General features: G+C 53.3%; 22 protein-coding genes and 6 tRNA genes. 11 read left to right on the top strand and 17 right to left on the bottom strand.

Features of this window, described 5'->3' with window-relative positions:
• Positions 1-16: 16 nt before the first annotated feature.
• The 4 genes from ptsI to cysZ form a co-directional block, all read right to left on the bottom strand.
• The gene (gene ptsI / locus HV355_RS04790) at positions 17-1,744 is read right to left on the bottom strand and encodes a phosphoenolpyruvate-protein phosphotransferase PtsI (protein ID WP_010433760.1); all 1,728 of its coding nucleotides are present in this window, start codon (positions 1,742-1,744) and stop codon (positions 17-19) included.
• A gap of 44 nt (positions 1,745-1,788) precedes the next feature.
• Complete coding sequence (gene ptsH / locus HV355_RS04785; protein WP_000487600.1) at positions 1,789-2,046, bottom strand: phosphocarrier protein Hpr; 258 nt, start codon at positions 2,044-2,046, stop codon at positions 1,789-1,791.
• A gap of 317 nt (positions 2,047-2,363) precedes the next feature.
• Positions 2,364-3,335, bottom strand: coding sequence for a cysteine synthase A (cysK, locus tag HV355_RS04780; RefSeq protein ID WP_010433759.1), 972 nt, complete (start codon positions 3,333-3,335; stop codon positions 2,364-2,366).
• Positions 3,336-3,498: 163 nt separating this feature from the next.
• Complete coding sequence (cysZ, locus tag HV355_RS04775; protein WP_182401061.1) at positions 3,499-4,260, bottom strand: sulfate transporter CysZ; 762 nt, start codon at positions 4,258-4,260, stop codon at positions 3,499-3,501.
• Between the two features lie 230 nt (positions 4,261-4,490).
• Here cysZ and zipA point away from each other — a divergent pair, with 230 nt between their 5' ends.
• From zipA to HV355_RS04760, 3 genes are all read left to right on the top strand, one after another.
• Entirely contained in the window at positions 4,491-5,462 is a 972-nt protein-coding gene (gene zipA, locus HV355_RS04770; protein WP_174340872.1) for a cell division protein ZipA, read from the top strand.
• Positions 5,463-5,531: 69 nt separating this feature from the next.
• Positions 5,532-7,547 (top strand): NAD-dependent DNA ligase LigA, encoded by a 2,016-nt coding sequence (gene ligA, locus HV355_RS04765; protein ID WP_108416675.1) that lies wholly within the window; start codon positions 5,532-5,534, stop codon positions 7,545-7,547.
• A gap of 1 nt (position 7,548) precedes the next feature.
• Positions 7,549-7,764, top strand: coding sequence for a DUF3820 family protein (locus HV355_RS04760; RefSeq protein WP_003861328.1), 216 nt, complete (start codon positions 7,549-7,551; stop codon positions 7,762-7,764).
• Here HV355_RS04760 and HV355_RS04755 read toward each other — a convergent pair.
• Entirely contained in the window at positions 7,761-8,756 is a 996-nt protein-coding gene (locus HV355_RS04755; protein ID WP_182401059.1) for a bile acid:sodium symporter family protein, read from the bottom strand. The genes HV355_RS04760 and HV355_RS04755 overlap by 4 nt on opposite strands.
• 89 nt (positions 8,757-8,845) lie before the next feature.
• On the opposite strand from HV355_RS04755, the gene HV355_RS04750 reads away from it, so the two are divergent.
• Entirely contained in the window at positions 8,846-9,778 is a 933-nt protein-coding gene (locus tag HV355_RS04750) for a LysR family transcriptional regulator (protein ID WP_089597876.1), read from the top strand.
• Here the strand turns inward: HV355_RS04750 and HV355_RS04745 are convergent.
• From HV355_RS04745 to HV355_RS04725, 5 genes are all read right to left on the bottom strand, one after another.
• Positions 9,769-10,110, bottom strand: a complete 342-nt coding sequence (locus tag HV355_RS04745) for a FlxA-like family protein (RefSeq protein WP_108416674.1) — start codon at positions 10,108-10,110, stop codon at positions 9,769-9,771. The genes HV355_RS04750 and HV355_RS04745 overlap by 10 nt on opposite strands.
• 136 nt (positions 10,111-10,246) lie before the next feature.
• Positions 10,247-10,322: transfer RNA gene (locus tag HV355_RS04740), tRNA-Lys, on the bottom strand.
• A gap of 4 nt (positions 10,323-10,326) precedes the next feature.
• A tRNA-Val gene (locus HV355_RS04735) sits at positions 10,327-10,402 on the bottom strand.
• 29 nt (positions 10,403-10,431) lie between these two features.
• Positions 10,432-10,507, bottom strand: a tRNA-Val gene (locus tag HV355_RS04730).
• 42 nt (positions 10,508-10,549) lie between these two features.
• Positions 10,550-10,625 (bottom strand) — tRNA-Val (locus HV355_RS04725).
• Between the two features lie 258 nt (positions 10,626-10,883).
• Between HV355_RS04725 and gltX the strand changes: the two genes are divergently transcribed.
• The gene (gene gltX / locus HV355_RS04720) at positions 10,884-12,299 is read left to right on the top strand and encodes a glutamate--tRNA ligase (RefSeq protein WP_089597878.1); all 1,416 of its coding nucleotides are present in this window, start codon (positions 10,884-10,886) and stop codon (positions 12,297-12,299) included.
• 51 nt (positions 12,300-12,350) lie between these two features.
• Here the strand turns inward: gltX and HV355_RS04715 are convergent, their stop codons facing one another.
• Positions 12,351-12,737 carry a YfeC-like transcriptional regulator gene (locus HV355_RS04715; protein ID WP_182401057.1) on the bottom strand — a complete coding sequence of 129 codons (387 nt, stop codon included), beginning with the start codon at positions 12,735-12,737 and terminating at the stop codon, positions 12,351-12,353.
• Position 12,738: 1 nt separating this feature from the next.
• Positions 12,739-13,101 (bottom strand): YfeC-like transcriptional regulator, encoded by a 363-nt coding sequence (locus HV355_RS04710; protein WP_100165800.1) that lies wholly within the window; start codon positions 13,099-13,101, stop codon positions 12,739-12,741.
• Between the two features lie 217 nt (positions 13,102-13,318).
• On the opposite strand from HV355_RS04710, the gene HV355_RS04705 reads away from it, so the two are divergent.
• The 3 genes from HV355_RS04705 to HV355_RS04695 all read left to right on the top strand — a co-directional run bounded on the left by HV355_RS04705 (position 13,319) and on the right by HV355_RS04695 (position 15,914).
• A tRNA-Ala gene (locus tag HV355_RS04705) sits at positions 13,319-13,394 on the top strand.
• A gap of 41 nt (positions 13,395-13,435) precedes the next feature.
• Positions 13,436-13,511: transfer RNA gene (locus HV355_RS04700), tRNA-Ala, on the top strand.
• A 213-nt stretch (positions 13,512-13,724) separates the two neighbouring features.
• The gene (locus tag HV355_RS04695; protein WP_182401055.1) at positions 13,725-15,914 is read left to right on the top strand and encodes an EAL domain-containing protein; all 2,190 of its coding nucleotides are present in this window, start codon (positions 13,725-13,727) and stop codon (positions 15,912-15,914) included.
• Positions 15,915-15,960: 46 nt separating this feature from the next.
• Here the strand turns inward: HV355_RS04695 and nupC are convergent, their stop codons facing one another.
• Complete coding sequence (nupC, locus tag HV355_RS04690) at positions 15,961-17,148, bottom strand: nucleoside permease NupC (RefSeq protein WP_010433166.1); 1,188 nt, start codon at positions 17,146-17,148, stop codon at positions 15,961-15,963.
• Between the two features lie 350 nt (positions 17,149-17,498).
• On the opposite strand from nupC, the gene HV355_RS04685 reads away from it, so the two are divergent.
• Entirely contained in the window at positions 17,499-18,737 is a 1,239-nt protein-coding gene (locus HV355_RS04685) for an Nramp family divalent metal transporter (protein ID WP_108416672.1), read from the top strand.
• A gap of 34 nt (positions 18,738-18,771) precedes the next feature.
• Here the strand turns inward: HV355_RS04685 and HV355_RS04680 are convergent, their stop codons facing one another.
• Both HV355_RS04680 and mgrA read right to left on the bottom strand, forming a co-directional pair.
• The gene (locus HV355_RS04680; RefSeq protein WP_100165803.1) at positions 18,772-19,128 is read right to left on the bottom strand and encodes a DUF2502 domain-containing protein; all 357 of its coding nucleotides are present in this window, start codon (positions 19,126-19,128) and stop codon (positions 18,772-18,774) included.
• Positions 19,129-19,261: 133 nt separating this feature from the next.
• Entirely contained in the window at positions 19,262-20,251 is a 990-nt protein-coding gene (gene mgrA, locus HV355_RS04675) for an L-glyceraldehyde 3-phosphate reductase (RefSeq protein WP_182401053.1), read from the bottom strand.
• A 185-nt stretch (positions 20,252-20,436) separates the two neighbouring features.
• Between mgrA and ipdC the strand changes: the two genes are divergently transcribed.
• Positions 20,437-22,095, top strand: coding sequence for an indolepyruvate decarboxylase (gene ipdC, locus HV355_RS04670; RefSeq protein ID WP_120157762.1), 1,659 nt, complete (start codon positions 20,437-20,439; stop codon positions 22,093-22,095).
• On the opposite strand, the gene HV355_RS04665 is transcribed toward ipdC, so the two are convergent.
• Complete coding sequence (locus HV355_RS04665; protein ID WP_108416669.1) at positions 22,096-23,331, bottom strand: ion channel protein; 1,236 nt, start codon at positions 23,329-23,331, stop codon at positions 22,096-22,098. It abuts the gene before it with no gap.
• A 205-nt stretch (positions 23,332-23,536) separates the two neighbouring features.
• On the opposite strand from HV355_RS04665, the gene glk reads away from it, so the two are divergent.
• Positions 23,537-24,502, top strand: coding sequence for a glucokinase (gene glk, locus HV355_RS04660; RefSeq protein ID WP_089597886.1), 966 nt, complete (start codon positions 23,537-23,539; stop codon positions 24,500-24,502).
• A 35-nt stretch (positions 24,503-24,537) separates the two neighbouring features.
• Here glk and HV355_RS04655 read toward each other — a convergent pair whose 3' ends face one another.
• A complete protein-coding gene (locus tag HV355_RS04655) occupies positions 24,538-25,269 on the bottom strand; it encodes a LytTR family DNA-binding domain-containing protein (RefSeq protein ID WP_010433183.1) in 732 nt (243 codons plus the stop codon).
• Between the last annotated feature and the right edge of the window lie 8 nt (positions 25,270-25,277).

Here is a 25,277-nt window from a genome sequence, read left to right as displayed (position 1 = left end):
GGCCGCATCTCGTGGATTAGCAGATTGTTTTTTCTTCAATGAACTTGTTAACCAGCGTCATTAACTCGTCCGTTGTCGGTTGAGCAAGAGCCTGCTCTGCTAACACCTTCGCATCTTCGAAGTTCGTGTTACGGATAATCTTCTTAATGCGCGGGATGGAAATGGCGCTCATAGAGAATTCGTCCAGACCCATACCCAGCAACAGAAGTGTAGCACGTTCGTCGCCTGCAAGCTCACCACACATGCCAGTCCATTTACCTTCTGCATGAGAAGCATCAATTACTTGCTTAATAAGCGTCAGTACGGACGGTGACATTGGCTGGTAGAGATGTGAAATCATATCATTACCACGGTCAACTGCCAGGGTGTACTGCGTTAAATCATTGGTGCCGATACTAAAGAAATCAACTTCTTTGGCTAAATGACGCGCAATTGTTGCGGCTGCTGGTGTTTCCACCATCACACCCACTTCGATTGACTCGTCAAACGCTTTACCTTCGTCGCGCAGTTCCTGTTTGTAGATTTCGATCTCTTTCTTCAGTGCACGCACTTCTTCAACAGAGATGATCATCGGGAACATGATACGCAGTTTACCGAAAGCGGATGCACGCAGGATAGCGCGAACCTGGTCACGCAGGATCTCTTTACGATCCATGGCGATACGCACTGCGCGCCAGCCCAGGAACGGGTTCTCTTCTTTCGGGAAGTTCATGTACGGCAGCTCTTTGTCGCCACCGATGTCCATGGTACGGACGATAACCGCCTGAGAGCCACAGGCTTCAGCCACGGCTTTGTACGCAGCGAACTGTTCTTCTTCAGTTGGCAGCGCGTCACGGTCCATGAACAGGAATTCTGTACGATACAGACCTACACCTTCCGCACCGTTGCGCTCAGCGCCTTCAACGTCGCGTACGGTACCGATGTTCGCGCACACTTCTACCTGATGGCCGTCCAGCGTAATGGCTGGCAGGTCTTTCAGTTTAGCGAGTTCCGCTTTCTCGGTTGCAACTTGCTCCTGAACGGCGCGCAGCTGCTCGATCTCTTCGTTAGTTGGGTTGACGTAAACCTGGTTGTTTACGGCATCCAGAATCAGATAGTCGTCGTTTTTCACCTGAGCAGTGACGCTACCGGTACCCACGATGGCAGGCAGTTCCAGAGAACGCGCCATGATAGAGGTGTGGGAGGTACGGCCACCTGCATCAGTGATGAAACCCAGCACTTTGTTCAGGTTCAGCTGTGCGGTTTCGGACGGGGTCAGGTCGGCGGCAACCAGGATAACTTCGTCCTGAATCGCGCTCAGATCGATAATGGCCAGACCCAGGATGTTGCGCAGCAGGCGCTTACCGATGTCACGTACGTCAGCCGCACGCTCTTTCAGGTATTCATCATCCAGTTCTTCCAGGGCAGTTGCCTGACCTTCGATAACTTCATGCGCAGCCGCGTCGGCCGTCATGCCTTTATCTTTAATCAGGGCTATGATTTCCTGCTCCAGCTCCTCATCTTCGAGCAGCATGATGTGCCCTTCGAAGATGGCTTCTTTTTCTTCACCGAAAGTTTCGCCAGCTTTAGTTTTGATCGCTTCCAGTTGCGCAGATGCCTTGGCACGACCGCTCAGAAAACGTTCAACTTCCTGATCAACCTTGTCGGCAGAAATTTTTTTCCGGTCAATGACGATTTCGTCTTCTTTCAGCAGCAGTGCTTTGCCGAAAGCGATACCCGGGGATGCTAAAATGCCTGAAATCATAACCCTACCTTACTTGTGACTGATATTGAAAAGAACCCGTAAACTTACTCGAGCTCAGCCATCAGTTTAACCAGATGCTCAACTGCTTTCTGCTCGTCTTCACCTTCCGCAGAGATGGTGACCACGGTGCCCTGAGTCAGGCCCAGAGTCTGCAGTTTGAACAGGCTTTTTGCGCTAGCGCTTTTGCCGTTGGAAGTTACAGTGATTTCAGAAGTGAAGCCTTTCGCTTCTTTAACAAACTGAGCAGCAGGGCGGGTGTGCAGACCGTTCGGAGCGGTAATGGTAACTTCTTGCTGGAACATTGTATTTCCCCAACTTATAGGTTTAGTGTTGTGGAACTAAAGTCTAGCCTGGCGGCTTAACTTTAGCCTGTATTGTTAGCGCTGACGTTTCAATCGTCATTAAACATTATGCAGCGAAAGCAAGACTTGAACCAAATCATAAAATCGATTCAGCAAGGCTATTTCGTTCACTGATTAATTTCACGCTTCAAAATAATTGCTGGTTTAAATACCAGACACAACGGGGTGAAGCAATGCCAGGAGGGGTAAAACTTTGAAGCAGGCCACAAAAAAGCACCTAAAAAGGTGCTTTTTTACGCGTTTTTAACATGCTGGCATCACTGTTGCAGTTCTTTCTCAGTGAAGAGATCGGCAAACAGTGCAGTGCTCAAGTAACGCTCACCCGAAGAAGGAAGGATAACCACAATATTCTTATTGGTAAAGGTCTCATCTTCCTGAAGTTTGAGCGCGGCCGCAACGGCAGCACCGGAAGAGATCCCCGCCAGAATGCCTTCTTCATCCATCAGACGACGTGCGGTTGAGATCGCTTCTTCGTTGGTAATGGTCACGACTTTATCAATCAACTTCAGATCCAGGTTGCCTGGAATGAAGCCTGCGCCGATACCCTGAATTTTATGCGGGCCTGGTTTCAGCTCCTCACCTGCCAGAGCCTGAGTGATAACCGGTGAGTCAGTCGGTTCAACGGCAACGGTAATCAGGTCTTTTTTACCTTTCGTGCCTTTAATATAGCGGGACACGCCGGTTAGCGTTCCGCCGGTACCTACGCCGGAGATAAACACGTCAACCTGACCGTCTGTATCTTCCCAGATTTCCGGGCCGGTTGTTTTCTCATGGATTTCCGGGTTAGCCGGGTTGCTAAACTGCTGCAGCAGCAGATATTTCGCCGGATCGCTGGCCACAATCTCTTCGGCCTTCTGAATGGCACCTTTCATGCCTTTCGCGCCTTCGGTCAGAACCAGGTTTGCACCCAGCGCTTTCAGCAGCTTGCGACGTTCAATACTCATGGTTTCAGGCATGGTGAGCGTCAGCTTGTAGCCACGCGCCGCAGCGACATAGGCCAGAGCGATACCGGTGTTGCCGCTGGTTGGCTCAACCAACTCTACGCCTGGTTTCAGCACACCACGTTTTTCCGCATCCCAAATCATGTTTGCACCGATGCGGCATTTTACGCTGAAGCTTGGGTTACGTGATTCGACCTTCGCCAGAATGCGTCCATTACCGATACGGTTCAGTCGAACCAGGGGTGTGTGACCGATAGTCAGCGAGTTGTCTTCATAAATCTTACTCATGGCCTGTCCTTAACTGTATGAAATTGGGATACCGACCCAGCATACCTGTTGAACAGGTAGGGGGAAGTAAGGAATTCGCATATCTATATACTGCATGGAAATAATGGGGATCAGTATGGAATAAGGGGCGGCATAAGCCACCCCTGCTTTACACATTTTTGCATTATTTCCATAACGCGTGCTTAGTACGGTAGCAGTCCACCCACATTGCTGTCGCGCCGCAAACGGCGACGGGCATGATGAACAGATTCAGGAACGGGATCATGGTGAACAGGCTGGTCAGCGCGCCAAACTGCATATTGGTCACTTTCCGCGTGCGCAGGGCGGTGCGCATTTCTTTAAACGGCACCTTATGGTTATCGAACGGGTAGTCGCAGTACTGAATAGCCAGCATCCAGGCGCTGAACAGGAACCACAGCACGGGCGCTACCGTCTGGCCGATACCGGGCACGAAATACAGAATAAGCAACACAATCGCGCGGGGAAGGTACCAGGCAAACTTCTGCCATTCGCGTTTCATGATGCGCGGGAGATCTTTCATAATCCCCACTACGCCCGTATCCGGCGGTGTCGCACCGGTGAGCCGTGCTTCGAGTTGTTCTGCCAGCAGGCCGTTAAACGGTGCGGCTATCCAGTTCGCAATCGTCGAGAAGAAATAGCCAAACACCAGCAGCACGGAGATCACCGCCACCGGCCAGAGAAGGTAGTTAAGCCACTGCAGCCAGTCTGGCACGTAACTCATCAACGACGGGATCCAGCTCTCGAGCTTTGTGAACAGCCACCAGAACGCGCCGCCCATCAGCACAATGTTGATGAGCAGGGGCAGTATGACGAAGCGGCGAATACCCGGCAGAGAGACCAGTTTCCAGCCCTGAGAAAAATACCAGACACCGCTGCGCGGGGATGAAGAAGATGTTGAAACCATAACCAGGCTGTACTCCTTTTTACACAACCAGTGGAATTGCCCGCCTATATTATCCAGTTACGGACCAATGACCAGTTCGGAAATGTTCGAAAAAACAGCAAAAAGCACGTTTTAGCGCATCTTTATGCTGTGAATGCTCTGCATACACTTGCACTTGAGTTAAACGGCAAATACTCTTAGTGAGTAAATGTTTGCCGTGGTGGCAAGGTGTTAGAACAACAGAGAATATAATGATGCAGGATTTGCGTCTGATATTAATCATTGTTGGCGCGATCGCCATAATCGCTTTACTGGTACATGGTTTCTGGACCAGCCGTAAAGAGCGTTCTTCTATGTTTCGCGATCGCCCACTGAAGCGCATGAAGTCCAGTCGTGATGACGATGACGTTGAAGATGACATCGACGGTAGCGACGACGACGGCGTGGGTGAAGTTCGTGTTCATCGGGTCAATACTGCGCCCGGCGCAGGACATGGGGAGCAAGAAGCGCCTCGTCCTTCGCAGCACCAGTATCAACCGCCGTATGCTTCCGCACAGCCGCGCCAGTCAGCGCCACAGCCTGTGGAAGAGCCGGTGCGTCAGCCGCCGCAACAGCCGGTTCATCAGCAGCCCGCTGCGCCGCAACCTGTGCCTCAACAGCCTGTACAGCAGCCAGTGCAGCCGATTCAGCAACCGCAACAGCAGCCTGTCCACGTGCAGCCTGCGCCTCAGCCAGCTCCCGCGCCACACGTTGAGCCAGAGCCCGTTGTAGAGCCGGAACCGGTTGTCGAAAAACCGCAGCGTAAAGAAGCGGTGATCATCATGAACGTTGGCGCCCATCATGGTAGCCACCTTAATGGTGACGTGCTGCTCAACAGCATTGAGCAGGCAGGTTTCAAATTTGGCGACATGAATATTTTCCATCGTCACCTGAGCCCTGACGGGAGCGGCCCGGCGCTGTTCAGTCTGGCAAATATGGTCAACCCAGGCACCTTTGACCCGGAAATGACCGGTGATTTCGTGACGCCGGGTGTGACGATCTTTATGCAGGTTCCGTCCTATGGTGACGAGCTGCAAAACTTCAAGCTGATGCTGCAGTCCGCTCAGCACATTGCCGACGAAGTGGGTGGTGTGGTGCTCGACGATCAGCGTCGAATGATGACCCCGCAGAAATTGCGCGAGTATCAGGACCGCATCCGCGAAGTTAAGGAAGCCAACGCGTAATCGTCGCGTTTACTTCAACTCCTCCTCAACCCCCGCCTGTCGGGGGTTTTTTCTCATTGATGGTGCGATATGGACTCAATCGAACAACAACTCACTGAACTGCGAACCACGCTTCGCCATCATGAATACCTCTATCATGTTATGGACGCGCCGGAAGTTCCGGATGCGGAGTACGACCGCCTGATGCGCGAGCTGCGCGAGCTGGAAACTCAGCATCCGGAGTTAATCACGCCGGACTCCCCGACGCAGCGCGTCGGTGCGGAACCGCTGGGTGCTTTCAGTCAGGTACGCCACGAAGTCCCGATGCTGTCACTGGATAACGTCTTTGATGAAGAAAGTTTCCTGGCGTTTAACAAGCGCGTCCAGGATCGTCTGAAAAGCAGTGATTCGCTGAGCTGGTGCTGCGAGCTGAAGCTGGACGGTCTGGCGGTCAGCATTCTTTATGAAAACGGCGTGCTGGTGCGTGCCGCGACGCGTGGTGACGGTACGACGGGCGAAGACATCACCACCAATGTGCGTACCATCCGCGCAATCCCGCTCAAGCTGCACGGCGAGAATATTCCTGCGCGTCTGGAAGTGCGCGGTGAAGTGTTCCTGCCTCAGGCGGGCTTCGAGAAAATAAACGAAGAGGCACGCCGCACCGGCGGGAAGGTGTTTGCTAACCCACGCAATGCGGCGGCAGGCTCTCTGCGCCAGCTTGACCCGCGTATCACCGCGAAGCGACCGCTTACTTTCTTCTGCTACGGCGTGGGTATTCTGGAGGGCGGCGAGCTGCCGGACACGCACCTCGGACGCCTGCTGCAGTTTAAGGCGTGGGGTCTGCCGGTCAGTAACCGCGTTCAGCTCTGCGACTCTCCGGAGGAGGTCCTGACGTTCTACCACAAAGTGGAAGAGGATCGCCCAACGCTCGGCTTTGATATTGATGGCGTTGTCATCAAGGTCAATTCACTGGCGCTGCAGGAACAGCTGGGCTTTGTGGCGCGCGCGCCGCGCTGGGCGGTGGCGTTTAAGTTCCCTGCTCAGGAGCAGATGACCTTTGTTCGTGACGTAGAGTTCCAGGTCGGCCGTACGGGGGCAATTACTCCCGTTGCGCGTCTGGAGCCGGTACATGTTGCTGGTGTACTGGTGAGTAACGCCACGCTGCATAACGCTGATGAAATCGAACGCCTGGGCCTGCGCATTGGGGACAAAGTGGTGATCCGCCGCGCGGGCGATGTGATCCCGCAGGTGGTTAACGTTGTGGAGTCAGAACGCCCTGCCGAAACGCGCGAGATCGTCTTCCCGACCCACTGCCCGGTGTGCGACTCGGACGTTGAGCGTGTGGAAGGCGAAGCGGTGGCGCGCTGTACGGGCGGCTTAATTTGTGGCGCGCAGCGTAAAGAGTCACTGAAGCACTTCGTCTCTCGTCGGGCGATGGACGTCGACGGCATGGGCGATAAAATTATCGATCAGCTGGTTGAGAAAGAGTACGTTCACACGCCGGCGGATCTGTTCAAACTGACCGCGGGTAAACTGACCGGCCTGGATCGCATGGGACCGAAGTCAGCGCAGAATGTTGTTAACGCGCTGGAAGCGGCGAAAGAGACCACCTTCGCCCGTTTCCTGTACGCGCTGGGCATTCGTGAAGTCGGCGAAGCGACCGCGGCAGGGCTGGCGGCGTACTTCGGCACGCTTGATGCGCTGGAGAAAGCGAGCATTGACGAACTGCAAAAAGTCCCGGACGTCGGCATTGTGGTTGCCACGCACGTCTTTAACTTCTTTGCCGAAGAGAGCAACCGCGAAGTCATCGGCAAGCTGCTGGAAGAGGGCATCAGGTGGCCCGCGCCGGTGGTGGTTAACGCCGAAGAGATCGACAGTCCGTTTGCCGGTAAAACCGTGGTGCTAACCGGCAGCCTGAGCCAGCTTTCCCGCGACGACGCTAAAGCGCGTCTGGTGGCGCTGGGGGCCAAAGTGGCAGGCAGCGTATCGAAGAAAACCGACCTGGTGATCGCCGGGGAAGCGGCGGGCTCGAAGCTGGCTAAAGCCCAGGAGCTTGGCATTGCCGTTATCGACGAAGCCGAAATGATGCGCCTGTTAGGAGAGTAACGTGGAGAAAGAGCAGCTCGTTGAGATCGCCAATACCGAGATGCCGTTCGGTAAATACAAGGGCCGCAGACTGATTGATTTGCCGGAGGAGTATCTGCTGTGGTTTGCCCGTAAGGATGAATTCCCGGCCGGGCGATTGGGTGAGCTGATGGCTATCACGTTACTGATTAAAACCGAGGGGCTGACCCAGCTGGTTCAGCCCCTCAAACGTCCTTAAGCCTTCGCGGCGCGGGTCTCTTTCTGCGCCAGCTTTTCGGTCTGGCGTTTGTAACGACGCGCCAGCACCGCACAGACCATCAGCTGGATTTGGTGGAAAATCATCAGCGGCAGCACCATCATCCCAATCACCGAGGTCGGGAACAGAATGTTCGCCATCGGGATGCCGTTCGCCAGGCTCTTTTTCGAGCCGCAGAAGACAATCGTGATTTCATCCGCTTTATTAAAGCCGCATTTGCGCGCCACAAACACATTCACCGCAATCACTATCGCCAGCAGGATAATGCTGACGACCACGATAAACAGCAGTGAACCTGCGCCAACCTTATGCCAGATGCCGTTGACCACAGCTTCACTGAAGGCGGAGTAAACCACCAGCAGAATCGACGTCTGGTCGGTTTTTGAAATCCATTTTTTATGCTTTGCCACAAACGCGCCGGTCCACGGTCGGGAAAGATGCCCAAGCACAAACGGCAGCAGCAACTGCAGACAAATTCTTCCGACCTGCTCCAGGTTGCCCTCTGCACCGTGCATGTTCATCAGCAGCCCCACCAGCAGCGGCGAGACGAAAATCCCTAACAGGCTGGAGGCGGATGCTGAACAAACTGCCGCCGCCACGTTGCCGCCTGCCAGCGAGGTAAAGGCGATAGCAGACTGCACGGTAGCGGGAAGAATGCACAGATACAGGAAACCGGTATACAGGGCTGGATCGACATTCACCGGAGCCCACCAGGCAAACAGTACGCCCAATACAGGGAAGAGGATAAAGGTGCTACACATCACCCACAGATGCAGTCGCCAGTGTCCGCCGCCTGCAATGATGGCTTCGCGGGAGAGTTTGGCGCCATGCATAAAGAACAGCAGGGCGATGGCCGCCGTGGTCAGCCCTTCAAAGAAGGGGACGAAACCGCCGCGAGCCGGGAAAAACGAGGCCAGTAGAACGGTCACCACCAGGGTAAGCGTGAACGGATCAAGGATACGAAAAAGTTTCATAATCACTCCTGAAAGCAGATGTCGCTATTGTGCTTTCTTCCGTTTGAGAAATAAAATTGATTTATTGCATCCATTCATGAATTAAACAGATGAATTATTCATTACGTCAGCTTCGTGTTTTTGTCACCGTGGCGCAGGCTCGCAGTTTTAGCCGGGCGGGGGAGATGATCGGCCTCAGCCAGTCGGCCGTCAGCCATAGCGTTAAGGAGCTGGAAACGCAGACGGGAGTGAAACTGCTTGACCGAACGACGCGTGAGGTGGTGCTTACCGAAGCGGGGCAGCAGCTGGCGACGCGTCTGGAGAGGCTGCTGGACGAGCTGAACAGCACGCTCAGGGATGTGGGGCGACTCGGACAACAGCTTTCCGGCACGGTGAGGGTGGCGGCGAGCCAGACCATCTCTGCGCATCTTATTCCTCAGTGTATTGCCGAAAGTAATCATCGCTATCCGGATATTGATTTTGTTTTGCATGACAGGCCGCAGCAGTGGGTGCTGGAGAGTATCCGTCAGGGGGATGTGGATTTCGGCATTGTTATTGACCCTGGTGCGGTAAGCGACCTGGAATGTGAAGCGGTGCTCTCTGAACCCTTTTTGTTGCTTTGTCGCGATGACGACGCGCTGGCATCGCTGCCGCACGTGACATGGCAGGCGTTGCAAGGGGCAAATTTAGTGCTACAGGATTATGCTTCAGGAAGCCGCCCGTTGATTGATGCCGCGCTTGTCGCTCAAGGTGTGAAGGCAACCATTGTGCAGGAGATAGGGCACCCGGCCACGCTGTTCCCCATGGTCGAAGCCGGGATTGGGATAAGCGTACTACCGGCGCTTGCGCTGCCGTTGCCGCAGGGGAGTCGCTTAACGGTGAGGCGTTTTACGCCCTGCGTTCAACGCCAGCTGATGCTGGTTCGACGTAAAAACCGTTCTCTCTCGGGGGCGGCTCACGCCTGCTGGGACGTGGTGCGCATGCAGGCTCAGCGCTTAATGGAAGCCCGCACGCGCGATCCCCTGTTTAACGATCAAATATAGATATCAATCTTGTGCTCAGCGGAAGGGTTGTTGACGCCTTCCGCCACTGACTGACTGCTTTCCTGTTTTGGCATCTCTTCTTCTGCCTGCTGACGCTGCAATTGCGCCAGCTGTGCCTGCAGCATAGTCAACTGAGATTCGAGTAACTCCTGCTGCTTTTGTTTTTCTTCTGTTGTTGCATCACTCAGTGCCACTTCTTTGAGTTGCTGAGTGGCTTTTGTTATCTGTTTCATCAGCCGATTGATCTGGGAGGCAATGTCATTGCTACCAGAACTGTTATCAGCACTGCCGATTTCCATCGCCGACAGAGAAACTGCATTGAGGGTTGTCATCATGAGATCCTTTTCGCCATAAAACAGAGGTATCGGCAAGGAAAGGATTAGCTTGAGCAAAACTGCCATATCTGGCAGGTTCGAATTGATTAAATCGCAGATAGCAAAAAAGCGCCTTTAGGGCGCTTTTTTACATTGGTGGGTCGTGCAGGATTCGAACCTGCGACCAATTGATTAAAAGTCAACTGCTCTACCAACTGAGCTAACGACCCGAAATGGTGGGCGATGACGGGCTCGAACCGCCGACCCCCTCCGTGTAAAGGAGATGCTCTACCAACTGAGCTAATCGCCCATTTCGGAACTGCTGCGATAAGGTGAGAATGGTGGGCGATGACGGGCTCGAACCGCCGACCCCCTCCGTGTAAAGGAGATGCTCTACCAACTGAGCTAATCGCCCAATCTCAATTCTTATCTACACTGCGAGTCTACTTAAAGTAGATGGTGGGTGATGACGGGCTCGAACCGCCGACCCCCTCCGTGTAAAGGAGATGCTCTACCAACTGAGCTAATCACCCCCGCTGTGTGGAGTCGCATTATAGGGAGAGTTGAAAATGAGTCAACGCATTTTCTAAAGTTTTTATTCGTTCGTCGTAAAATTAGACAAAACGATCGCGAAACGGGCGGTGGCGCATGATTTCTAAACAAAAACAGTAAACTCAGGCCCGATTCAGGGAACAACATTGAGGAATCGCCGCACAGTGATAGAATATTGCCCATTGTTTTTTCCCCAGGATTTGCCGATTGCCGGCATCTTTATAACGTAAGGCCATTTCATGAAAATCAAAACTCGCTTCGCGCCGAGCCCGACAGGCTATCTGCACGTCGGTGGTGCACGTACCGCTCTTTATTCCTGGCTTTTTGCACGCCACAACAAAGGTGAGTTCGTGCTGCGTATTGAAGACACCGATCTTGAGCGCTCCACGCCGGAAGCAATCGAAGCCATTATGGATGGTATGAACTGGCTGAATCTGGAATGGGACGAAGGCCCGTATTTCCAGACCAAACGTTTTGACCGCTATAACGCTGTCATTGATGAAATGCTGGTCGCGGGCACGGCGTATAAGTGCTACTGCTCCAAAGAGCGTCTGGATGCCTTGCGTGAAGAGCAGATGGCGAACGGTGACAAGCCGCGTTATGACGGTCGTTGCCGCCACGACCATAGCGAGCATGCGGCTGATGAGCCTTGCGTTGTGCGTTTTGCTAACCCGCAAGAGGGTTCTGTCATCTTTGATGACCAGATCCGTGGCCCGATTGAATTCAGCAACCAGGAGCTGGACGATCTGATCATTCGCCGTACCGACGGCTCACCAACCTACAACTTCTGTGTGGTGGTGGACGACTGGGATATGGAGATCACCCACGTTGTCCGTGGTGAAGACCATATCAACAACACGCCACGTCAAATCAACATCCTGAAGGCGCTGAATGCGCCCGTGCCGGTGTATGCGCACGTGTCCATGATCAACGGTGACGACGGTAAAAAACTGTCTAAACGTCATGGTGCCGTGAGCGTGATGCAGTATCGCGACGACGGTTATCTGCCGGAAGCGCTGCTGAACTATCTGGTGCGTCTGGGCTGGGCCCACGGAGACCAGGAGATCTTCAGCCGCGAAGAGATGATCGAACTGTTCTCTCTGAACTCTGTGAGCAAATCAGCGAGCGCATTCAATACCGATAAGCTGCTGTGGCTGAACCATCATTACATCAATACCATGCAGCCAGAATATGTCGCGACGTATCTGCAGTGGCACATTGAGCAGGCGAATATCGATACCCGTACCGGTCCTGAACTGGCCGATCTGGTGAAACTGCTCGGTGAGCGTTGCAAAACGCTGAAAGAGATCGCCGAAAGCTGCCGTTACTTCTACGAAGAATTCGATGAGTTTGATGCCGACGCGGCGAAGAAACACCTGCGTCCGGTTGCCCGCCAGCCGCTGGAAGTGGTGCGTGACAAAATCGCCGCTATCACGGAATGGACCGCGGAGAATGTGCATCACGCGATTCAGGCAACCGCAGATGAGCTTGAAGTCGGTATGGGCAAAGTGGGGATGCCGCTGCGCGTCGCCGTGACCGGTGCAGGCCAGTCTCCAGCGCTGGACGTTACCGTTCATGCTATTGGTAAGTCTCGTAGCGTGGCGCGTATCAATAAGGCACTGGGTTTTATTGCTGAGCGTGAAAGCCAGCAGTAATCAATCGCCAGTAAATCAAACGGCAGGGGAACCTGCCGTTTTTTTTGTCTGCTATTCAGCAATACCGAGACGTGAGAGAAATCCTTTTACCCCCTCGCGCTTCAGCAATACGAGAAGACGCTCCTGTTCAACCTGCGTCATGTTCTCCAGCGAGTCGATGATTTGTGGGATCAGGGTAGACGATGACGGTATCCCATAAAGAGAGGGCGTTTCGGCCACCTGGTAAATCGCCTGCCGGTGACGGATGGCAGGAAGGCTAATAATATGTTCCTTCACTCGCGCATCGACATGGATCAGTCTTGCTCTTCCACCTTTTACACCGTTAACACCCTCCGTCTTCCATCCCTTCTGGCGTATCCAGCGGTTAACGGTTTGCCTGGCGACGCCCAGACAGTCAGCCAGTTCATCCGTGGTCATTTTGCAGCGTAATCTTTTCATATTAGTTCTGGTCGCGAATCCCTAAACGTTGCAACAATCCGGTAATCCCTTCCCGCAGTAACAGCGATGTCAGCTGCTTTTGCTCATCCGGCGTCATTTCATTTGCCAGTGTCAGAAGTAAAGTATGAAGTGAACCCTCGTAGCCAGCGCTGTCTGGCACTTCAGGCGTCTCAGACGCCCTGCGGGCACTGCGGATAAACTCCCTTACCTTTTCATTCACATGCACCAGACGCGCCTTGCCGCCCTGAACGCCTGGTTTTGGCGATGTAATCCAACCTTCTTTACGTACCCATTTATTGATGGTCTGACGGCTATAGCCAGTGAGCACGGCTAACTCTTCTGGCGTCATTCGTTCCTTGATCATGCAATTTCCTGAGTGTTCGTAGGGTTAATTAGTGGTTCATCTTATAGCACCGTTTTACGCGAAAACGTGACAGGCTTAACTCCTGACTGCGAGCAGGCTCGTAAAGTGATTCATTTGCATGATTTTTCAGCGATTGAAAGGTGGGGACTGATTTTGCCGTTGACACTCAGCGGCGGAATTCATATTATGCCGCCCGTCAACATGACAGCTTTACGACGGGGCTATAGCTCAGCTGGGAGAGCGCCTGCATGGCATGCAGGAGGTCAGCGGTTCGATCCCGCTTAGCTCCACCAAACTCTGAACCCAACAGAGTGCGGTAAGTAAAGTAACATGTGGGGCTATAGCTCAGCTGGGAGAGCGCTTGCATGGCATGCAAGAGGTCAGCGGTTCGATCCCGCTTAGCTCCACCAAAATTTGAACCCTCGTCGAAAGACGAGGGTTTTTTTTATGCCTTTGTAAAATGTTTATACTGCTTTTGTTGCGATAAAACGCTTTTTCTATACCTCACCTCAATTCAAATCAATAAACGAGTCTATAAATAGACTTGAACTTGATTCGAGCAATTAATAAACCTATTATCCATCCGGTCAATGATACGTTGGTAAAATAGATTCCCTGACTGAATGAATAGAAAAACTTACAATAACGTAAAAATATTTATGATTGCCCTCGCGCTATGCCTGATTGCGGTGCCATTTTCCCGTTATATCTCCCCGCGCGCTATTGTTAACGGGCATGACGTCTATTTAGCATGGCTACCATTAAGCGTTATGCTGGCCGTTATTTTGTTGTTTGGCCGCCGAGCAATTATTCCCGTTCTGTTAGGTTTTACTATTACTAATATATTCGTTGTTGATTTAGCGCCGCTACAATATGCAGTTCTCCTGTTTTGTCAGACTTTTTCAGTTTTCGCTGTGTGTGGCATTATCCGTCTTGTGCTGGGCAGGCGCTGGCGCCACAGCGTGCCGAATAAATACATCGGGATCCGTATTTTCTGGCTGGGTTTTATGGTGCCGATAGGTATCAAAATATCAATGTATCTGGCAGGCTATTTATTCGATTTCCCGGTAACAATCTCCACTTACTTCGGTGAAGGCACCCTTATTTACAGCGTTGTGGATATTCAAAGCCTGATCTGCGCGGCGTTGATTTTCACCATGATGTTCTATTATCCATTAAGAATGATTATTAATCCTCGCTACGCCAGAACCTTCTGGCTGCGGAGCGTGAAGCCGGTGTTTTTTCACAAGAAATCATTGTTTATATTTGTCTGGCTAACGCTTCTGATCGCCCTCATGGCAATTTTATGTGCACCGCTAGAGTCACCTATAATTGCAGGATATCTTGTGCCCATTATTTTTATTCTTTTTACGTTGGGCATCAGCTGTTTAAGTTATGCGCTTATGTCATTGCTCTGGGCGGCATCCGCACTCCTGCTACTGACCTACAACGATAACTTTTTGAACGGGGTGGAGTCGGGTCATTCGCTCTCCTTTATCCTGTCTGTACTCATCTCTTTCGCCATCTGTTTGCTTTATATGTCGCGGATTTACCGGCGAAGCGAATGGATGAAGAAGGGCTGGCAGGACAGGGCGTTAACCGATCCGTTGACCGGTTTGCCTAACATTCGCGCGCTGGATGACTTTCTCCTGATCCACCCTGACGCCAAGGTGTGTTGTCTGCGAATGGATAATCTGGAGTTTCTTAGCCGCCACTACGGCATTCTGATGCGGGTTCACTGCAAGCGGATGATTACCGCGTCGCTCCAGCCCTTACTGCAAAAAGATGAGCAGCTTTTCCAGTTGCCCGGCAGTGAGCTGGTGTTGGTATTGCTGGGGCCGGGAACGTCAGAGCGCCTGCAACATATGGTCGACCAACTGAATAGCCGCAAGATTTACTGGAACAACACTGGGCTGGATGTAGAGTTTGGGGCGTCCTGGGGTGAGGTTGAAGATGGTGAGAACCTGCACCATACGCTTGGGCAGCTTAGCTGGTTGGCGGAGCAGTCATGTGCTGCGCATAATGTGCTTGCTCTGACGAACAGCATTGAGGACGTCTCCGGGCAAACCACCGACAGGGTGCTGATGTTAGGGCGTATTAAACGTGCGCTTGATGCTGACGGGCTCCAGCTGTATGCCCAGTCGATTCAGAATGCCGAGGGGAAAGGATATTACGAAATCCTCTCGCGCCTGGAGAGCGAGGGAGAGATGATCACCCCCGATCGCTTTATTCCGCTGATTGCCCAGTTTAACCTGAGCCATCGCTTTGATCTGAATGTGGTTGAGAAGTTACTGGTCTGGCTGCGGGATAATCCCGCCACACATGCTGGCACCCGTTTCTCCGTCAATTTGATGCCGATGACCTTGATGCAAAAAGAGGTCGCCACGGAGATTATCGCGCTCTTCGCTCGCTATACCGTCCCGCCCCAGGCTGTGGTCATCGAGATTACCGAAGAACAGGCTTTCTCCAATTCGGGCAGTAGCATTAACAATATCCAGCAGCTGAGGGAGCATGGCTTCCGTATTGCTATTGACGACTTTGGAACAGGCTATGCCAACTTTGAGCGTCTGAAGCGCCTGCAGGCCGACATCATCAAGATTGATGGTTGTTTCGTAAAGGATATTTGCAGCGACAACATGGATGCGATGATTGTGCAGTCGATATGTAATCTGGCGAAAACAAAATCGCTCTGCGTGGTTGCGGAATATGTGGAAACCCCGGCGCAGCGGGATATGTTGCTGCACCTTGGTGTCGATTATCTGCAGGGCTACCTGTTAGGTAAACCCAGACCGCTTGCCGAATTACGGGCATAAAAAAACCGGGAGCTTTCATGCTCCCGGTTTTTTTTCACTCTGCGAGTTAGAGTACCAGCGCTGCGATAGAGGCAGACAGTACGCTCACCAGCGTAGAACCGTACACCAGCTTCAGGCCGAAGCGAGAAACCACGTTACCCTGCTCTTCGTTCAGGCCTTTAATCGCACCGGCGATAATACCGATGGAAGAGAAGTTTGCGAAGGAAACCAGGAACACGGACAGAATGCCTTCCGCACGTGGAGAGAGCGTGCTGGCAATTTTCTGCAGATCCATCATTGCCACGAACTCGTTAGAAACCAGTTTGGTTGCCATGATGCTGCCAACCTGCAGTGCTTCATGAGCCGGAACACCCATCACCCATGCGATTGGATAGAAGATGTAGCCCAGGATGCCCTGGAAGGAGATACCGAGCACCGCTGCGAACAGGGCGTTCAGGGCGGCGATCAGCGCGATAAAACCAATCAGCATAGCGGCAACAATAATGGCGACCTTGAAGCCTGCCAGAATGTATTCACCCAGCATTTCGAAGAAGCTCTGCCCTTCATGCAGGTTTGACATCTGGATGTTCTCTTCGCTTGCATCAACACGGTAAGGGTTGATCAGCGACAGCACAATAAAGGTGCTGAACATGTTCAGGACCAGCGCCGCCACCACGTATTTTGGCTCCAGCATGGTCATGTATGCGCCCACGATAGACATGGATACGGTAGACATTGCGGTTGCCGCCATGGTGTACATGCGGTTACGCGACATTTTGCCCAGAATATCTTTGTACGCGATGAAGTTCTCAGACTGACCGAGGATCAGTGAGCTCACGGCGTTAAAGGATTCCAGTTTGCCCATGCCGTTCACCTTGGACAGCAGGAAGCCAATCGCGCGGATAACCACTGGCAGAACGCGGATGTGTTGCAGAATACCAATCAGTGCAGAGATGAAGACGATAGGGCACAGCACCTTCAGGAAGAAGAAGGCCAGACCTTGATCGTTCATGCTGCCAAAGACGAAGTTAGTCCCTTCGTTAGCAAACCCGAGCAGTTTTTCGAACATCTCGGAGAAGCCTTTCACGAAGCCGAGGCCCACGTTGGAGTTCAGGAAGAACCACGCAAGTAATACTTCAATGACCAGCAGTTGGACAACATAGCGAATACGAATATTTTTGCGGTCTGTGCTGACCAGCAATGCGAGTGCAGTAACGACAACGAGTGCCAGGACAAAATGAAGGACGCGGTCCATATTTGCTCCAAATATGAGGCAGGTTTAATTTTCGTGCACATTCTATGTAACAAGCGAAAAGAAAACGAGATCAAGAACACACTATAGTTACATCCTGTGACGAGTCTCAAAAATAGTGATCAACAATACATTTTTGTTATGTTAGGTAAATGAGTGAAAAGTTAAGTTTGTGTGCTAGGCTTCACAAAAGTGTGCGCTAACTCTGCTTCATTTAGAGCACCCGCATCTCACCTGCCCATCTATCGTCAAAAGCTATCAGAGAAATCATTACAAACCTTACAAATGATCTTGATAATCATTCTCATTTTGATAGCATTAAACATAGCAAAGGCTATATTTCAGAGGCAGAAATGACAAACAGTCGCGTAGAGGGTAGCAGTGGCAGAGCAGCGCGCAAGTTGCGGTTCGCATTAATGGGACCTGCGTTCATTGCTGCCATTGGCTATATCGATCCGGGCAATTTTGCGACCAACATTCAGGCCGGGGCCAGCTTTGGCTACACATTGCTGTGGGTGGTCGTCTGGGCAAACCTGATGGCCATGCTGATCCAGATGCTCTCAGCGAAGCTCGGCATTGCCACGAGCAAAAACCTGGCCGAGCAGATCCGCGACCACTACCCGCGTCCGGCGGTTTGGCTGTACTGGGTCCAGGCTGAAATCATCGCCATGGCAACCGACCTTGCCGAATTCATTGGGGCTGCGATTGGATTTAAACTGATCCTCGGCGTGTCGCTGTTGCAGGGGGCTGTGCTGACCGGGATTGCGACTTTCCTTATTCTGATGCTGCAGCGCCGAGGACAGAAGCCGCTGGAAAAAGTCATCGGCGGTCTGCTGCTGTTTGTTGCTGCAGCCTATATTGTGGAGCTGATCTTCTCCCAGCCGAATCTGGTGCAGCTGAGTAAAGGGATGGTGATCCCAAGTCTGCCCACCTCTGAAGCGGTATTCCTGGCAGCTGGCGTCCTCGGGGCGACCATTATGCCGCATGTGATTTACCTGCACTCCTCCCTGACACAACATCTGCACGGTGGCACCCGTAAGGAACGCTATTCCGCGACAAAATGGGATGTCGCGTTTGCCATGACGATTGCCGGTTTCGTGAATCTGGCGATGATGGCGACCGCCGCTGCCGCTTTCCACTTTAATGGTCACACGGGGATTGCCGATCTCGATCAGGCTTATCTGACGCTGGAACCGTTACTGAGCCATGCCGCAGCAACGATATTTGGCCTGAGCCTGGTGGCTGCTGGCCTCTCTTCCACGGTGGTAGGTACGCTGGCGGGGCAAGTGGTGATGCAGGGATTCGTGCGTTTTCATATTCCGCTGTGGGTGCGTCGCGCCGTCACCATGCTGCCGTCGTTTATTGTGATTCTGATGGGGCTGGATCCTACCCGCATTTTGGTAATGAGCCAGGTCCTGCTGAGTTTTGGTATTGCCCTTGCGCTGGTGCCGTTGCTGATTTTTACCAGCGATAAAACACTGATGGGCGATCTCGTGAACTCGACGCTGGTGAAAAGGACCGGGTGGGCGATTGTGGTCGTGGTGGTGGCGCTGAATCTGTGGTTGTTAGTCGGAACCGCGCTGGGTCTTTAAAATAAAAAAAGGAGCCAAAAGGCTCCTTTTTACGTTAGTGACGATGGCCGTGACCACCGTGACCATGACCTTTACCACCGCGTCCGCCCCAGCCGCCACGACGGTCATCGCGATCGTTCCAGCCTTCACGGTAGCCGCGTTCATAGGCGTTGTTTTTATACCAGCCGCGATGCAGGCCATTATCATGCCTGCGCCAGCGGTCACCACGCCATTCATAATGACGGTTCCAGTAATCACGGTCGCGCCAGTAGCCACCGTCCCAGTATCTGCCGTAGTCATCACGATCGCCAATTTGTAATTTTACTGATGGCAACAGGGTGATCTCGCCAGCATTGGCGACCAGCGGGGCAGAAGCCATTAATACCGCTGCTAAAATCAGTGACCTGAACATACTCTTCTCCTTCACGATCGGGGCCTTGTGGGCCTGTTAACGCAATATTACGAGTTGGTAAAGCCTCGTTTCATCGCCTCAACTCCGAATTCCTGGATAAGAGCACTTTTTGCTAAAACCGGCTTTAATTTGTTCAGGCCAGAATATCTTCGATCCGCGTCAGTTCATCTTCCGAGAAATGGCGATTGTCCAGCATGCCCACCGCGTCATCGATTTGCGCGGTTTTACTGGCCCCAATCAGTACAGAAGTCACAGTATCGTGGCGTAAAATCCAGGCCAGAGCCATCTGCGACAGCTTCTGACCGCGGCTTTCGGCAAGGGCGTTTAACTTGCGCACTTTTTCCAGCTTTTCTTCGGTGAGCTGAGCCGGGTTCAGGAACTTACTGCCGCTGGCCGCACGGGAGTCCGCTGGAATGCCGTTCAGATAACGGTTGGTTAATTGACCGCCCGCGAGAGGAGAGAAGGGAATACACCCCACTCCTGTCTGCTGCAGTACATCCAGCAAGCCCGCTTCAGGGGCACGCTCAAACATCGAATATTTAGGCTGGTGGATAAGACAAGGCGTACCGAGGTCGTGAAGGATTTCAATTGCCTGGCGCGCCAGTTCCGCAGGGTAGTTGGATAACCCGACGTACAGTGCCTTGCCCTGTCGCACCAGATGGTCGAGCGCTTTCATTGTTTCCTGAAGCGGTGTTTCCGGGTCCGGGCGGTGATGATAGAAGATGTCGACATACTCCAGCCCCATGCGTTTCAGGCTCTGATCCAGACTCGATATCAGGTATTTACGCGAGCCCCAGTCGCCGTAGGGACCGTCCCACATGGTATATCCTGCTTTCGTCGAGATAATTAACTCATCGCGCCAGGGGAGAAAATCTTCCAGCAAAATGCGCCCGAAATTACGTTCGGCTGAACCGGGAGGAGGACCATAGTTGTTGGCAAGGTCGAAATGCGTAATCCCCAAATCGAACGCGTGCTGTAAAAGTTGACGGCTGTTTTCGATGAGCGTGGCATCGCCAAAGTTATGCCAAAGCCCAAGCGAGATGGCGGGCAATTTCAGCCCGCTTTGTCCGCAGCGGCGATACTGCATTGTCTGATAACGATTTTTATCCGGCTGATAACGCATGATCGTGACCTCTGACGCTGATAATAAAAACGTGTGTATACGGTTACACTAACGCGAAGAAAGAGAGAATAGCGCAGCATTTTTTGTAAAGCATTCTTTCCAACTCCTTCTTACTGCCTTTTCTGGACAGTCATCACGCTTATTTAATACTCAAGGTGAGAACAACATTAGAAGGATACCTGTTTATGCGTACCCCATACTGCGTCGCTGATTACCTGCTGGACCGTCTGACTGATTGTGGAACCGATCATCTGTTTGGCGTGCCGGGCGACTATAACCTGCAGTTTCTCGACCATGTAATAGACAGCCCGGATATCTGTTGGGTAGGTTGTGCCAACGAGCTTAACGCGTCATATGCCGCCGACGGCTATGCCCGATGTAAGGGCTTTGCCGCGCTGTTAACCACATTCGGCGTCGGAGAGCTAAGCGCCATGAACGGGGTGGCGGGTAGCTTTGCCGAACACGTTCCCGTGTTGCATATTGTGGGGGCGCCGGGAATGGCAGCGCAGCAAAAAGGCGAGTTATTGCACCATACCTTAGGTGACGGTGAGTTCCGTCATTTTTACCATATGAGCGAACCCATCACCGTCGCGCAGGCGATCCTGACCGAACAAAATGCCTGCTACGAAATTGACCGCGTGCTGACCACCATGCTGCGCGAACGCCGTCCTGGCTATTTGATGTTGCCTGCGGATGTGGCAAAAAAAGCCGCGACACCACCTGTAAGCGCTCTCACCGTTAAGCCTGTTCACGCGGACAATGCCTGTCTCAAAGCGTTTCGTGATGCCGCCCGGAGTCGCCTGGCCATGAGCAAACGGACCGCGCTGCTGGCCGATTTTCTGGTGCTCCGCCATGGGCTAAAACCTGCGCTGCAGAAATGGGTGAAAGAGGTGCCGATGGCACACGCCACCATGTTGATGGGGAAAGGGATTTTTGATGAGCGTCAGGCGGGTTTTTACGGCACTTACAGTGGTTCAGCGAGCGCGGAGCCGGTCAAAGAGGCGATTGAAAGAGCTGACACGGTGCTGTGCATTGGAACGCGGTTTACCGATACCCTGACCGCCGGGTTCACTCACCAGCTCACTCCCGCTCAGACCATCGAAGTGCAGCCTCATGCTTCCCGCGTGGGCGACGTCTGGTTTACGGGCATTCCCATGCTGCAGGCGATTGAGACGCTGGCAGAGTTATGCAAACAACATGTGCATGAAAGCCCTGCACCCTCGACGCACAGTGGTTTCTCCTGGCCTGCAGAGGGCGCTTCGCTCACGCAGGAGAACTTTTGGAGCACGCTGCAAACCTTCATTCGCCCCGGCGACATTATTCTTGCCGATCAGGGCACCTCGGCGTTTGGCGCGATCGATCTTCGCTTACCTGCGGACGTGAATTTTATCGTTCAGCCACTCTGGGGGTCGATAGGCTATACGCTGGCAGCGGCCTTTGGCGCGCAGACGGCATGCCCGGACCGGCGCGTGATTGTCCTGACCGGGGATGGTGCCGCACAGCTGACGATTCAGGAAATGGGCTCAATGCTGCGCGATAAGCAGCACCCGATTATCCTGGTGCTCAACAACGAAGGGTACACGGTTGAGAGGGCCATACACGGACCTGAACAGCGGTACAACGATATCGCGCTGTGGAACTGGACGCAGATCCCGCAGGCACTGAGCCTGGATCCTCAGGCCGAATGCTGGCGGGTCAGTGAAGTCGATCAGCTGGCGGACGTGCTGGAAAAAGTGGCGCACCATGAGCGGCTTTCGCTCATTGAGGTCATGCTGCCCAAAGCGGATATTCCTCCGCTGTTGGGCGCGATAACCAAAGCGCTGGAGGCGCGAAATAACGCCTGATCACTTATCGTTTCGCCAGGCCATCATCATCGGTTTGCCCGCCAGCAGGAGCCAGGCGGGCAACATCACGATACAAAGCAGAGGGAAGAGGGTAGAGTCAGGCACCACGACGGCGGCCATAAACAGGCTCAGCCATGCATCCCGCGTCACTACCAGTACCAGCCCGAGAATCGAGCAAGAAACGGTTATCGCAGCCGGTACGGCGTCCACATGCTCGTGCAACATCAGACCTAACGCTACCCCGACAAACACCGCCGGGAAGATGCGTCCGCCTCGAAAACCGCACGCGGCGGCCACGACCAGCGCCGCCAGCTTTATCACCGCAAACAGCAGATAATCCGACACGCTAAACACCTGACTGAATGCTAGCTGCTGCATTTCGTCCAGGCCTTTAAACAGCGTCACTTTTCCGCCGATAGCGCCCAGAATGCCGAGAAGCAGCCCCCCGACGCCCAGAATCAGCACCGGATGTTTGAGCTTATGCATCAGCCGATGCAGGCGCGGAAGACACCATACTGCGACCATGCCCAGCGCAATGGCGATGGCGACCACAATTGCGCCGCTGAAAATGTCCGCGACCTGCATCTGGCCATAGTGGGGGAGAGGGAGAGAGAAGTGGGGATGGAAAAACAGGCTGGTGGTCAACGCACCGGCAGCGGCGGCCATCAGCGGCGCAAAAAGTTTGTCCCAGAGCGGGACGTCATTATTACCGCTCAGCGTCTGGGAGAAGATCAGCGCGGCGGCGACGGGAGTGCCGAACAGCGCGCCGATGGTGCCTGCAGAGGCCAGGATCGTCCAGTCCAGCGCGTTGACGCGCGGTAAAATGCGCGAACCCAGGAAAACCGCCAGCGCGATATTGACCGCCATGATCGGATGTTCAGGCCCCAGGCTGACGCCGCCCGCCAGACCCACGATCAGCGCAACGATCAGTCCCGGCAGCGCTGCCGGGCTGACGGGCGCGCCGATCAACGGTTCCTGCGCGGGATCGGGCCCGGCATGGTCCGGACTGAAACGAATCACCAAACCCACCGCAATACCGGTGAGCGTCAGCATGACGATAATCCATACAGGAGAATCAGGGCTGAAGCCCATATTGGCAGGCAGGGCGGTCCATAACATCGTTTGCAGTACCGACGCGACTTTCATCACGACGATGAGCACCAGGCTTGAAGCAACGCCAATAACGAGCGCCGGTATTGCTAATAACAGCATGGTTCTGGCTCGCGGGTGGAGCATGATGATTTCCTTGTACAAAACGGTATAACGTTACTTTGCACAATCAGCTTTATGGCAATAGTGCAAAAGGTGCTGAAACGGTAAAGTTATTCTGTGACGAAGATCGATAATCCTGGGGCATTCACTTTCTGGTCGTTGTTGTTATCACGCCTTGAATTTACAGTGTTCCAAAGATTTATTCTGACTTTAGCGGAGCAGTAGAAGAATGACAAAGTATGCTTTGGTAGGTGATGTGGGCGGCACGAACGCGCGCCTTGCACTCTGCGATGTAAATAGCGGTGACATTTCCCAGGCGAAAACCTATTCAGGGCTGGATTATCCAAGTCTGGAAGCCGTGGTTCGCGTATATCTTGAAGAGCATAAGGTCAGCGTCGAAGACGGCTGTATCGCTATTGCGTGCCCGATTACCGGTGACTGGGTGGCGATGACCAACCACACCTGGGCCTTCTCCATTGCCGAAATGAAAAAAAACCTCGGTTTTGCGCATCTTGAAATCATCAATGACTTCACGGCGGTATCGATGGCGATCCCGATGCTGAAGCCGGAACACCTGATCCAGTTTGGCGGCACGGCGCCGGTCGAAGGCAAGCCGATTGCGGTTTACGGTGCGGGAACCGGGCTGGGCGTCTCTCACCTTGTCCACGTCGATAAGCGCTGGGTCAGTCTGCCGGGCGAAGGCGGTCACGTGGATTTCGCGCCGAACAGTGAAGAAGAGGGCATTATCCTCGAAGAATTACGTGCTGAGATCGGCCACGTTTCTGCCGAACGCGTGCTGTCGGGTCCCGGGCTGGTCAATTTGTACCGTGCGATTGTGAAATCTGATGGTCGTCTGCCTGAAAATCTGCAGCCTAAAGACGTGACCGAGCGCGCCCTGGCGGACAGCTGCATCGATTGCCGTCGTGCCTTGTCCCTGTTCTGCGTGATTATGGGGCGCTTCGGCGGCAACCTGGCGCTGACGCTGGGCACCTTTGGCGGCGTCTATATTGCGGGCGGTATCATGCCGCGCTTCCTCGAGTTCTTTAAAGCCTCCGGTTTCCGCGGCGGGTTTGAAGATAAAGGGCGCTTCAGAAGCTACGTGCAGGACATCCCTGTTTACCTGATTGTGCACGATAATCCAGGGCTGCTGGGATCGGGTGCGCATTTGCGTCAGGTTCTGGGACAAATTCTCTGATGGTCATTCCCCTCTCCATCGGGGGAGGGGAACGTTCACAGGTGCATCAGCTGGCGAAACTCTTTTACCTTGCTGCGGCTCACGGGCACCTGGAAGTCGAGATCCTTCAGTCGCAAAATATACGTGTTGTTAAACCAGGGTTCGATCTCGCGGATCTTGTTCAAATTGACGCAAAACGATCGGTGGCAGCGGAAGAAGTGCGCCGCAGGTAGCTTGCTGCAAAACTCGGTGATGTTCATCGCCATCACGTACGATTCACGTCGCGTATAGACAAACGTCATCTTTTCATGTGCTTCGGCGTAATAAATATCGTCGATAGGCGTGACGATGATCCTTTCATCCTTCACCAGATTAATGGTGTCATTCTCCCGGATAGCAGGGCTTGCGGTCGCAGGCGCGGCTTGCTGTTTCCATGCCGCTTCCAGCTTTTGCAGCATGCTGATAATACGCGACTCCTGATAAGGCTTGAGGATGTAGTCAAACGCTTCCAGCTCGAAGGCCTCCACGGCGTGCTCTTTCCACGCGGTAACAAAGACAATAAAGGGCTTGTGGGCAAACTGATTAATATTTTGCGCCAGCAGCACGCCATCCAGCGACGGAATATTAATATCGAGAAAAATGGCATCGACCCGGTTGTGCTGGAGGAACTTCAGCACGTCCAGGCCATCTTCGAAGGTGCCTACAATCTCCATCTGGCTGTGCGTTTTGATGAGCCAGCTCAGCTCCTGTTGAGCCAGAACCTCATCTTCCACAATGATGACTTTCATCTGTAACT

Origin of the sequence: Enterobacter sp. RHBSTW-01064, assembly GCF_014103035.1 — a bacterium.
GTDB lineage: Bacteria > Pseudomonadota > Gammaproteobacteria > Enterobacterales > Enterobacteriaceae > Enterobacter > Enterobacter mori.
Note: the sequence above shows the minus strand (reverse complement) of the source record. Positions and strands in the feature narration are given on the sequence as shown.